The 9,555-nt window shown below is 66.2% G+C and carries 13 protein-coding genes; 3 read left to right on the forward strand and 10 right to left on the reverse strand.

Features of this window, described 5'->3' with window-relative positions; all coding sequences use genetic code 11:
- Window positions 1-48: 48 nt before the first annotated feature.
- On the forward strand, window positions 49-1,173 hold the full coding sequence (gene mutY / locus N5J73_RS04315; RefSeq protein ID WP_049445702.1) for an A/G-specific adenine glycosylase: 1,125 nt from the start codon (window positions 49-51) through the stop codon (window positions 1,171-1,173).
- 5 nt (window positions 1,174-1,178) lie between these two features.
- Window positions 1,179-1,448: an oxidative damage protection protein gene (locus N5J73_RS04320; RefSeq protein ID WP_014036808.1), complete on the forward strand. Its 270-nt coding sequence runs from the start codon at window positions 1,179-1,181 to the stop codon at window positions 1,446-1,448.
- A 95-nt stretch (window positions 1,449-1,543) separates the two neighbouring features.
- On the opposite strand, the gene N5J73_RS04325 is transcribed toward N5J73_RS04320, so the two are convergent.
- The 10 genes from N5J73_RS04325 to N5J73_RS04370 all read right to left on the reverse strand — a co-directional run bounded on the left by N5J73_RS04325 (window position 1,544) and on the right by N5J73_RS04370 (window position 8,617).
- Window positions 1,544-2,002, reverse strand: a complete 459-nt coding sequence (locus N5J73_RS04325) for a DUF6491 family protein (protein WP_088479160.1) — start codon at window positions 2,000-2,002, stop codon at window positions 1,544-1,546.
- Window positions 2,003-2,222: 220 nt separating this feature from the next.
- Entirely contained in the window at window positions 2,223-2,936 is a 714-nt protein-coding gene (gene lolD / locus N5J73_RS04330; RefSeq protein WP_005409083.1) for a lipoprotein-releasing ABC transporter ATP-binding protein LolD, read from the reverse strand.
- Entirely contained in the window at window positions 2,929-4,170 is a 1,242-nt protein-coding gene (locus N5J73_RS04335; protein ID WP_049447601.1) for a lipoprotein-releasing ABC transporter permease subunit, read from the reverse strand. The genes lolD and N5J73_RS04335 overlap by 8 nt, the downstream gene beginning before the upstream one ends.
- A gap of 23 nt (window positions 4,171-4,193) precedes the next feature.
- On the reverse strand, window positions 4,194-4,643 hold the full coding sequence (locus N5J73_RS04340; RefSeq protein WP_049447603.1) for a hypothetical protein: 450 nt from the start codon (window positions 4,641-4,643) through the stop codon (window positions 4,194-4,196).
- The gene (locus tag N5J73_RS04345; protein WP_004153155.1) at window positions 4,594-4,842 is read right to left on the reverse strand and encodes a succinate dehydrogenase assembly factor 2; all 249 of its coding nucleotides are present in this window, start codon (window positions 4,840-4,842) and stop codon (window positions 4,594-4,596) included. Before N5J73_RS04345 ends, N5J73_RS04340 begins: the two co-directional genes overlap by 50 nt.
- A 98-nt stretch (window positions 4,843-4,940) precedes the next feature.
- On the reverse strand, window positions 4,941-5,726 hold the full coding sequence (locus N5J73_RS04350; protein ID WP_005409079.1) for a succinate dehydrogenase iron-sulfur subunit: 786 nt from the start codon (window positions 5,724-5,726) through the stop codon (window positions 4,941-4,943).
- A 66-nt stretch (window positions 5,727-5,792) separates the two neighbouring features.
- Window positions 5,793-7,583, reverse strand: coding sequence for a succinate dehydrogenase flavoprotein subunit (gene sdhA / locus N5J73_RS04355; protein ID WP_049447605.1), 1,791 nt, complete (start codon window positions 7,581-7,583; stop codon window positions 5,793-5,795).
- Window positions 7,584-7,614: 31 nt separating this feature from the next.
- Window positions 7,615-8,001: a succinate dehydrogenase, hydrophobic membrane anchor protein gene (gene sdhD, locus N5J73_RS04360; protein WP_024958619.1), complete on the reverse strand. Its 387-nt coding sequence runs from the start codon at window positions 7,999-8,001 to the stop codon at window positions 7,615-7,617.
- Window positions 7,998-8,390, reverse strand: a complete 393-nt coding sequence (gene sdhC, locus N5J73_RS04365; RefSeq protein ID WP_024958620.1) for a succinate dehydrogenase, cytochrome b556 subunit — start codon at window positions 8,388-8,390, stop codon at window positions 7,998-8,000. Before sdhC ends, sdhD begins: the two co-directional genes overlap by 4 nt.
- A gap of 56 nt (window positions 8,391-8,446) precedes the next feature.
- On the reverse strand, window positions 8,447-8,617 hold the full coding sequence (locus tag N5J73_RS04370) for a DUF1674 domain-containing protein (RefSeq protein ID WP_005409075.1): 171 nt from the start codon (window positions 8,615-8,617) through the stop codon (window positions 8,447-8,449).
- A gap of 39 nt (window positions 8,618-8,656) precedes the next feature.
- Here N5J73_RS04370 and N5J73_RS04375 point away from each other — a divergent pair, with 39 nt between their 5' ends.
- The gene (locus N5J73_RS04375; protein ID WP_049447606.1) at window positions 8,657-9,532 is read left to right on the forward strand and encodes a folate-binding protein YgfZ; all 876 of its coding nucleotides are present in this window, start codon (window positions 8,657-8,659) and stop codon (window positions 9,530-9,532) included.
- Window positions 9,533-9,555: the final 23 nt, after the last annotated feature.

Here is a 9,555-nt window from a genome sequence, read left to right on the forward strand (position 1 = left end):
GCAATCCGGTAGAGCCACCCCACGGGTGGCTGCCTCTCTGGAACACCGATGCCCCGCCAGCCGCACGCCAGCGCCAGCACTGCCCAGCAAGACGACTTCGTCTCCCGCCTGCTGCACTGGTTCGACGCCCACGGTCGCCACGACCTGCCCTGGCAGCATCCGCGCAGCCCCTATCGGGTCTGGCTGTCGGAAATCATGCTGCAGCAGACCCAGGTGGCCACGGTCATCCCGTACTTCCAGCGGTTCCTGCAGCACTTCCCGACCCTGCCCGACCTCGCCGCCGCCAGCAACGACGCGGTGATGGCGCAGTGGGCCGGGCTCGGCTACTACGCCCGTGCACGCAACCTGCATGCCGCTGCAAAGCGCTGCGTGGAACTGCACGACGGCGACCTGCCGCGCGATTTCGATGCATTGCATGCCCTGCCCGGCATCGGCCGCAGCACCGCTGGCGCGATCCTCAGCCAAGCCTGGAACGACCCGTTCGCGATCCTCGACGGCAACGTCAAGCGCGTGCTCAGCCGCTACCACGGCATCGAGGGCTTCCCGGGCCTGCCGGCCATCGAGAAGCAGTTGTGGGCGATCGCCGAGGCGCACGTGGCGCAGGTGCCGGCCGGGCGCATGGCCGATTACACCCAGGCGCAGATGGACCTGGGCGCGACCGTGTGCAGCCGCGCCAAACCCGCCTGCGTGATCTGCCCGCTGCAGGACGCGTGCGTGGCGCGCCGCGAAGGCCGCACCGCTGAACTACCCACGCCCAAGCCCAGCAGGACCCTGCCCGAGCGCGAAGCAGTGGCCCTACTGCTGCGCGACGCCCAGCAGCGCGTGCTGCTGCAGAAGCGGCCGGACACCGGCATCTGGGCGCAGCTGTGGACACTGCCGCAGGCCGACGCCGGCAGCGTGCTGCAGGACTGGTTCGATGCCCATGTCGATGGCTCGCTGGAAGATGCCGAGGAGCTGCCAGTGCTGCAGCACACCTTCAGCCACTACAGGCTGCACCTGCAGGTGCTGGCGCGGCAGGTACATGGCCTGCGCGTGGAGGAGCCCACGCTGCGCTGGGTCGCCTACGATGAACTGCCCGCGCTGGGCCTGCCCGCGCCGATCCGCAAACTGCTCGACGGCGCGACGATCAAGACGCCAAAACGAACTTCCAAGAAACCCCGCAACCACGAGTGAGCGCCATGCCCCGAACCGTCTTCTGCCAGTACGAACAACGCGATGCCGAGGGCCTGGACTTCGTGCCCTACCCCGGCGAGCTGGGCCAGCGCATCTTCAACAACATCGGCAAGCAGGCCTGGGCTGCGTGGCTGGCGCACCAGACCATGCTGATCAACGAGAACCGCCTGTCGCCGCGTACGCCGGAACATCGCGCGTTCCTTGAAGGCGAACTGGTCAAGTTCCTGTTCGAGAAGGACGCGGAAAAGCCGGCAGGCTTCACCCCGGAAGCCTGACGCACAGGTAGTGCCGGCCGCCAACAAAAAGGGGACGGAGGGGATTAAGTCGTTTGTGGCACAAACGACTTAATCCCCTCCGTCCCCTTTTTTGATCATTTCGCCGGCGCGGTGTTTTCCTCGCGCTCCTGCACCTGCGCCTGGCGCAGCTCCTGTTCTGAGGCACGCAGCGCCTTCACGTCCAGCTTGCGAATGCTGTTGATGAAGCACGGCATGCGCGGGCCGCCGGTAGGGTCGCGCACCAGCACTTTGTCGAAGCGCGCCGAAACACGGTTCATCTGGCTGGTCAGGCCGATGGCGGTGGCATACGGCAGGTCCTGGCAGGGGCCTCTCAGCTCCAGCAGGTAGGCCTCGCTCGGGCGCGTCCACACCGCCAGCGCGCTGTCGCCCAGCTCGGTCCAGCCATTGAGGGTGCCGAAGAACTGCATGTCGTTCTGCGGCGCACCGGCGTGGGCGCGGTACAGGTCGAGCTTCTCGGCGCTGCTGAGCCGGCCAGTGGTCGCGCAGGCGGCCAGGGCCAGGCAGAGTCCGGCCATCAGGATCGGGGTCTTCATGGCGATCTCCTCAGGGAACTGTCGCCATCATGCGCCTGGGCCGGCAACCCGGCGCGACGACCGGCAGCCCCATTCAGGCGCCGGTCGGCGGTCGACCCAGGTCGACCTCTACCAAAGCAGACCCAAGGCCCCGGATTCCGGTAGTCGCCAACCTCGGTTGGCGCTTGCCCTACAAGAACAGCCGACCAGGGCCGGTCTCTTCCAAAGCGGGCCCAGCGCCTCAGACGTCGGCGTGCGCCAGCGCGTGCAGGCGCCCTTCGCGCAGCTCCAGCACCCGGTCCAGGCGCCGCGCCAGGCTGCGGTCGTGGGTGACCAGCACCAGACTGGTGTGACGCGCACGATTCAGTTCCAGCATCAGCTCGAACACCGTTGCAGCCGTGCGGTCATCCAGGTTGCCGGTCGGCTCGTCACCGAGCACGCAGGCCGGATGATTGACCAGTGCCCGCGCCACCGCAGCACGCTGGCGCTCACCACCGGACAGCTCGCCCGGCTTGTGGTCCAGGCGATGGCCGAGGCCGACCGCTTCCAGCAGCGTGGTGGCGCGGCTGCTCGCTTCTGCGACCGCAGTGCCAGCCAGCAGTACCGGCATCATCACGTTTTCCAGCGCGGTGAACTCCGGCAGCAGGTGATGGAACTGGTAGACGAAGCCCAGCGCCTGGTTGCGCAGCAGGCCGCGCGCGGTGTCCGACAGCGCCGACATGCGCTGGCCGGTCACATAGACCTCGCCGGCGGTGGGAATGTCCAGGCCACCCAGCAGGTGCAGCAGCGTGCTCTTGCCGGCGCCGGAGGCACCGATGATCGCCACCGTCTCGCCGGCGGTGACGGTCAGGTCCAGGCCATCGAACACCGGGGTCTGCATGCGCCCTTCGGCGTAGGTCTTGCCCAGTGCTTCGGCGCGGATCACTTCATCGCCGCGGTTGAAGACCTTATTCATAACGCAGGGCCTCCGCCGGCTGGGTGCGTGCTGCCCGCCAGGCGGGATACAGGGTGGCCAGGAAGCTCATCAGCAGCGCGACCACGGTGATCGCCACCACGTCGCCGGTCTGCATGTCGGTCGGCAGGCCGGTGATGTAGTACACATCCTCCGGCAGCAGCTTGACGTTGAACACGCTCTCGATGGCGCCGAGGATGCGCTCCAGGTTGAGGGTCAGGGTGATGCCGCCGATCAGGCCGGCCAGCGTGCCGAAGATGCCGATCAGCGAACCCTGCACCATGAACACCTGCATCACCCCGCCAGGAGTCAGGCCAAGGGTGCGCAGGATGGCGATGTCGGCCTGCTTGTCGGTCACCAGCATCACCTGCGAGGACACCAGGTTGAAGGCACCCATGGCGATGATCAGCGACAGCAGGATGCCCATCACCACCTTCTCCATGCGCAGCGAGTGGTAGAGGTTGGCGTTCTGCTGGGTCCAGTCACTCACGCGGTAAGCACCGCCGAGGCTCTGCGCCAGGTCCACGCCCACTTCCAGCGAGCGGTCCATGTCGTGCAGCTTCAGCCGTACGCCGGTGGCACCATCGCTGCGCAGCACGCGCTCCAGGTCCTGCATGTTGGCAAAGCCGACGCCACGATCGACCTCGTTGTAGCCGGCCTCGAAGATGCCGCTGACGGTGAAGCGTTTCATCCGTGGCACCGCGCCGGCGGGCGTGCCTTGCACTTCGGCAAACGTCACCAGTACCTGGTCGCCGACGTCAACACCCAGCCAGATCGCCAGTTCCTTGCCCAGCAGCAGGTTGAAGCTGCCCGGCTTGAGGCTGTCATAGCTGCCCTTGGTGACCTTCTTGTCGATCACCGAGACTTTCGGCTCCAGCGCCGGATCGATGCCCTGGATGATCGCCCCCTGCACGCGCGGGCCGCTGATCATCGACTGGATCTCGATGTAGGGTGCGGCACCGGCCACGCGCGGGTCCTTGCGGGCGACGTCCACCACGCGCATCCAGTCCGGCATCGGCTCGCCGTCGCGGCTGATGGTGGTGTGCGCGGTCATCTGCAGCAGGCGGCTGCGGATTTCCTTCTGGAAACCGCTCATCACCGCCAGGGTGGTGATCAGCACCGTAACGCCGAGCGCGATGCCCAGAATCGATGCCATCGAGATGAAGGAGATGAAGCCGTTGCGGCGCTTGGCGCGCAGGTAGCGCAGGCCGATCGCCACGGGAATGGGTTTGAACATGCAGGCACGCCAGTCAATTCAGCTTATGGTGCCATTGACCGGGGCCGACGGGAAACGCTGCGTGCGGCCACGGCCAGTCGCAGTTCACGTCGCTGCCCGGAATCGAGCACATCGGGCCAGAACAGCAGGCGCCGGCGGCGCCGATCCTCACGCCAGAGCAGCAACAACCATGGGCCACGCACGACCAGTTGTGGTGCATCGACGTCCTCCCCGGCCACCTGCAGCGGCTCGGGCGGTACCGGCAGAAGCACCTGCACGCGCGGCCTGCGCTGGCGCCAGGCCAGTTCGGCCAACCCGACGCCCCAGGCCAGCAACACGGCGGGCATCAGCAGCCGTGGCGGCAGATCCGATGCGCGCAGCAGCCAGGGTGCGGCCAGCAGTACCGCCAGCTGGGCGGCGGCCTGGAGCCGCGAGGGGCGCCACTCAAGGCTTGAGGGCGAGGATCTTCTGCATGAGGGGGATCGCGTGCGCATGCGGGCAGGCCTCATAGCCCATGAACCAGCGCCACAACTTATCGTCCTCGCAGTCGAGCAGGAACAGGAAAACTTCGCGCTCTTCGGTCGGCGCAGTGCTCCATTCACGGTCCAGATAACGGCCGAACAGCTGGTCCAGCTCGCGCATGCCGCGGCGGCAGCGCCAGCGCAGCTTCTTCAGCAGAACATCTTCTTCCATCGTGTTTCTCCAGATACAGCAAAGCCACGCATGGCGTGGCTCTACTGGGGTGGCACAGCCACGGATGGCGCGGCTCTACCGGGTACAGCCAGAGCCGATCAGGCGCGGCGTTCCATCATCAGCTTCTTGATCTCGGCGATCGCCAGCGCCGGGTTCAGGCCCTTCGGGCAGGTCCGGGCGCAGTTCATGATGGTGTGGCAGCGGTACAGCTTGAACGGATCTTCCAGATCGTCCAGGCGCGCACCGGTGTCCTCATCACGCGAGTCGATGATCCAGCGGTAGGCCTGTAGCAGGATCGCCGGGCCCAGGTAACGCTCGCCGTTCCACCAGTAGCTCGGGCAGCTGGTCGAGCAGCACGCGCACAGGATGCACTCGTACAGGCCGTCCAGCTTCTTGCGGTCTTCCGGCGACTGCAGGCGCTCACGGTCCGGCGGTGCCGGGGTCTGAGTGCGGATCCACGGCTTGATCGACGCGTACTGCGCGTAGAAGTGGGTCAGGTCCGGAACCAGATCCTTGACCACGTTCATGTGCGGCAGCGGATAGATCGGCACTTCCTTCTTGCCGCAGTCCGAGATGGCTCGGGTGCAGGCCAGGGTGTTGGTGCCGTCGATGTTCATCGCGCACGAACCACAGATACCTTCGCGGCAGGAGCGGCGGAAGGTCAGGGTCGGGTCGATCTCGTTCTTGATCTTGATCAGGGCGTCCAGGACCATCGGGCCACAGGCGTCCAGATCAACTTCATAGGTGTCGGTGCGCGGGTTGCTGTCGTCGTCCGGACTCCAGCGGTAGATCTTGAAGGTGCGCACGTTCTTGCCGCCGTTCTTGACGGGGAAGTGCTTGCCCTTCGTGATCTTGGAATTCTTGGGGAGTGAAAACTCGGCCATGGCTGCTCTCGTTGGCTCAGGCGGCCCGCGCCCTTGGGCGCGGATTGCATGGTAGGCGGGGTCGGATCAGTACACGCGCGGCTTCGGCGGCACTACGGACACGTCGTCGGTCAACGTGTACATGTGCACCGGACGGTAGTCGAAGCTGCACTTGCCCTTCTCGTCGACGCTGACCAGGGTGTGCTTCTGCCAGTTGACGTCGTCGCGGTCCGGGAAGTCCTCGTGCGCATGCGCGCCGCGGCTTTCCTTGCGCTGTTCGGCCGAGTTGATCGTCGCCACCGCGTTGAGCAGCAGGTTGTTCAGCTCGTAGGTCTCGATCAGGTCCGAGTTCCACACCAGCGAACGGTCGGAGACCTTCACGTCCTGGAACGAGTCGAAGATCTTGTCCATCTTCTCGCAGCCTTCCTTCAGCGTCTGGCTGGTGCGGAAGACTGCCGCGTCGGCCTGCATGGTGCGCTGCATGCGATCGCGGATGACCGAGGTCGGGGTATCGCCGTTGGCGTGGCGCAGCTTGTCCAGCAGGCCCAGTGCCTTGTCGCACGCATCAGACGCCAGCGGCTTGTGCGATGCGCCCGGCTTGATGGTCTCGGCGCAGCGGTTGGCCACCGCACGACCGAACACCACCAGATCCAGCAGCGAGTTCGAACCCAGGCGGTTGGCGCCATGCACGGACACGCAGGCCGCTTCGCCGATGGCGTACAGGCCCGGCACCACGGCATTGTCGTTGTCGCCGACCCGCTGCACCACTTCACCGTGGTAGTTGGTCGGGATGCCGCCCATGTTGTAGTGCACGGTCGGAATGACCGGAATCGGCTGCTTGTGCACGTCGACGCCAGCGAAGATGCGGGCGCTCTCGGCGATGCCCGGCAGCTTGTCGTCGATCACGCCCGGGCCGAGGTGGGTCAGGTCGAGCAGGATGTGATCCTTGTGCTCGCCGACGCCGCGGCCTTCGCGGATCTCGATGGTCATCGAACGGCTGACCACGTCGCGCGAGGCCAGGTCCTTGTAATGCGGTGCGTAGCGTTCCATGAAGCGCTCGCCGCTGCTGTTGCGCAGGATGCCGCCTTCACCGCGGACACCCTCGGTGATCAGGCAGCCGGCGCCGTAGATGCCGGTCGGATGGAACTGCACGAACTCCATGTCCTGCATGGCGATGCCGGCGCGCATGGCCAGGCCGCCACCGTCGCCGGTGCAGGTATGCGCCGAGGTGGCGCTGAAGTAGGCGCGGCCGTAGCCGCCGGTGGCCAGCACCACGCCCTGGGCGCGGAACAGGTGCAGGGTGCCGTCGGACATGTCCAGGGCCAGCACACCGCGGCAGGCGCCGTCGTCGTCGAAGATCAGGTCGAGCGCGAAGTACTCGATCATGAAGCGCGCATCGTGCTTCAGCGACTGCTGGTACAGGGTGTGCAGCATCGCGTGGCCGGTACGGTCAGCCGCCGCGCAGGTACGCTGCGCCGCCGGGCCTTCACCGTACTTGGTGGTCATGCCACCGAACGGACGCTGGTAGATCTTGCCTTCGGCGGTGCGCGAGAACGGCACGCCGTAGTGTTCGAGCTCGATGATGGCCGGGATGGCCTCACGGCACATGTATTCGATGGCATCCTGGTCGCCCAGCCAGTCCGACCCCTTGATGGTGTCGAAGAAGTGGTAGCGCCAGTCGTCCTCGCCCATGTTGCCGAGCGCGGCGGAAATACCGCCCTGGGCGGCAACGGTGTGCGAACGGGTCGGGAAGACCTTGGTCAGGCACACGGTCTGCAGGCCCTTGGCGGCCAGGCCGAACGTGGCGCGCAGGCCGGCGCCGCCGGCGCCGACCACGACCATGTCGTACTTGTGTTCGGTGATCTTGTAAGCGGACATCTAATCTGGATTCCTGTGTTGGTGCCTGGGCTCAGGCAACGCCGAGGGCGATGCGGCCCACCGCAAACACACTGACGATCATGCCGAGCACGGCGACGAACTTCACCGCGGTCTGCAGCACCAGGGCCAGCAGCGATTCGTGGATGTAGTCTTCCAGCACGACCTGCATGCCGAGCTGCGCGTGCCAGAACATGGCGATCAGCAGGCCGATCAGCGGCACTGCATTCCACGGCTTGGCCACGGCGGCGGCGGCGGTCGCGTAGTCCGAGCCCAGCAGGCTCAGCACGAAGACCAGGAACCAGATGCCCAGCGCCACCAGGGCGGCGGCAGTCAGGCGCTGGTGCACGAAGTGCTCGGTGCCGGTCTTGGCCGAGCCCAGGCCGCGCACGCTCTTCAACGGGGTACGGAACTTGCTCATGCGGCACCTCCGAACATCACATAGGCCCACACCAGCAGGGTGATCACCAGGCTGCCGATGACCGACAGCCAGCTGCTGCGGATGAACGCGGGGATGCTGAAGCCGATGGCGAAGTCCTGCACCACATGGCGGATGCCATTGCACAGGTGATAGGCGAACGACCATGTCCACGCGAACAGGAACACGCGGCCATACCAGGCCCCGGCATGGCCGGTGAAGCAGTTCCAGGACTCGGGCCCCATCATCAGGGCCAGCAGCCCGGCGGCGATGATGAGGGCACCAACAGACAGAAAGACGCCAGTGGCTCGATGCAGGATCGAGGTGGCCATCTGAATCTGCCAGCGATACACCTGAAGGTGCGGGGAAAGTGGGCGTTGTCTGGTCGCCATTCGCTGGGCTCGTTGTCTCGGCTGGGCGGCACGCGGCCGCGTTGGCTCAATGCTGATCAGAAATCGATGCAGCGTCCGTTTTTCTCCCAATCGCCATACCGCACCGGATCAAGTCCGCCGCGGCCGCCGAATTCCTCTGCCTTTTCCTGTTCCACGGGCACGGGTGCCGCAGGGACCAGCGGGGCTTCAGATTCGTCGTCGGGAGTGGGGGTTGTTTGGCCTATCATGTTCGGTCTCGCAACGCACAAATTTTAGACCTCGTTCACGTGCCTGACAACCTGCCCCCTGCTTTCGTCGGATATCCGCGCCTGCCCGGCCACCAGTTGCTGAGCCTGCAGGGCGTGGATGCGGCCGTTTTCGCCCACGCCCAGTTCAGCAGCGACGTCACTGCCCTGCCCCTGCAGCACTGGCAGTGGAGCGCCTGGTTGAGCGCCAAGGGCCGCACCCTGGCGGTGTTCCAGCTGCTTCGGCTGGCCGAAGACCACGTAATGCTGGTGCTGGCCGACGGCGATGCCGATGCGATTGCGTCGCAACTGCAGCGCTTCGTGTTCCGCCGCAAGGTCAAAGTGCTGCTGCGCAGCGATCTGGCGGTGGCCGGCGCGTTCACCGCACCCGAGGCCGCCAGTGGCGCCGCGATTGCGCAGACCGCAGGTGACGGTTGGGAGCTGGACCTGGGCAGCGACGCCTTGCCGCGGACCCTGCGCATTGGCAGCGCCGATGCCTTTGCTGCCGGCAGTGAAGCCGATGAGGCCGCTTTCGCACTGGCCTGGCGCCAGGCCGACCTGCGCTACGGCCTACCCCGGCTGGAAGAAAGCCAGCGCGAAGTGTGGACCCCGCAGCAGCTGGGGTTGGACCGCCTGAACGGTTACAGCGTGAAGAAGGGCTGCTATCCCGGCCAGGAAATCGTCGCCCGCACCCACTTCCTCGGCAAAGCCAAGCGCGCGGTGCAGTTGCTGCATACCGCGGCAACGGCGCAGGCCGGCGATGGCGTGCAGCAGGAAGGCGCGGCGCTGGGCACGATTGCCAGCGTGGCCGGCGACCTGGCACTGGCGGTGCTGCCGCTGGAGGCCAGCGATGCCGAGCTGCAGGTGGGTGATGCCATTGCGCAGCGCGTGCCGTTGCTGGATGGCCTGGCACGCTGAATTTGAAGGGCCTTCATCCACGC

This window comes from Stenotrophomonas sp. GD03654, assembly GCF_029845105.1.
GTDB classification, from domain to species: Bacteria; Pseudomonadota; Gammaproteobacteria; order Xanthomonadales; family Xanthomonadaceae; genus Stenotrophomonas; species Stenotrophomonas africana.

What these genes read in the sequence shown, in the direction of transcription:
- lolD (WP_005409083.1), bottom strand. Translation starts at nt 2,936, where the DNA reads ATGAATAAGGTCTTCAACCGCGGCGATGAAGTGATCCGCGCCGAAGCA.
- sdhC (WP_024958620.1), bottom strand. Translation starts at nt 8,390, where the DNA reads ATGGCGACCAGACAACGCCCACTTTCCCCGCACCTTCAGGTGTATCGC.
- N5J73_RS04335 (WP_049447601.1), bottom strand. Translation starts at nt 4,170, where the DNA reads ATGTTCAAACCCATTCCCGTGGCGATCGGCCTGCGCTACCTGCGCGCC.
- sdhA (WP_049447605.1), bottom strand. Translation starts at nt 7,583, where the DNA reads ATGTCCGCTTACAAGATCACCGAACACAAGTACGACATGGTCGTGGTC.
- N5J73_RS04320 (WP_014036808.1), top strand. Translation starts at nt 1,179, where the DNA reads ATGCCCCGAACCGTCTTCTGCCAGTACGAACAACGCGATGCCGAGGGC.
- mutY (WP_049445702.1), top strand. Translation starts at nt 49, where the DNA reads ATGCCCCGCCAGCCGCACGCCAGCGCCAGCACTGCCCAGCAAGACGAC.
- N5J73_RS04345 (WP_004153155.1), bottom strand. Translation starts at nt 4,842, where the DNA reads ATGGAAGAAGATGTTCTGCTGAAGAAGCTGCGCTGGCGCTGCCGCCGC.
- sdhD (WP_024958619.1), bottom strand. Translation starts at nt 8,001, where the DNA reads ATGAGCAAGTTCCGTACCCCGTTGAAGAGCGTGCGCGGCCTGGGCTCG.
- N5J73_RS04325 (WP_088479160.1), bottom strand. Translation starts at nt 2,002, where the DNA reads ATGAAGACCCCGATCCTGATGGCCGGACTCTGCCTGGCCCTGGCCGCC.
- N5J73_RS04340 (WP_049447603.1), bottom strand. Translation starts at nt 4,643, where the DNA reads ATGCGCACGCGATCCCCCTCATGCAGAAGATCCTCGCCCTCAAGCCTT.
- N5J73_RS04370 (WP_005409075.1), bottom strand. Translation starts at nt 8,617, where the DNA reads ATGATAGGCCAAACAACCCCCACTCCCGACGACGAATCTGAAGCCCCG.
- N5J73_RS04350 (WP_005409079.1), bottom strand. Translation starts at nt 5,726, where the DNA reads ATGGCCGAGTTTTCACTCCCCAAGAATTCCAAGATCACGAAGGGCAAG.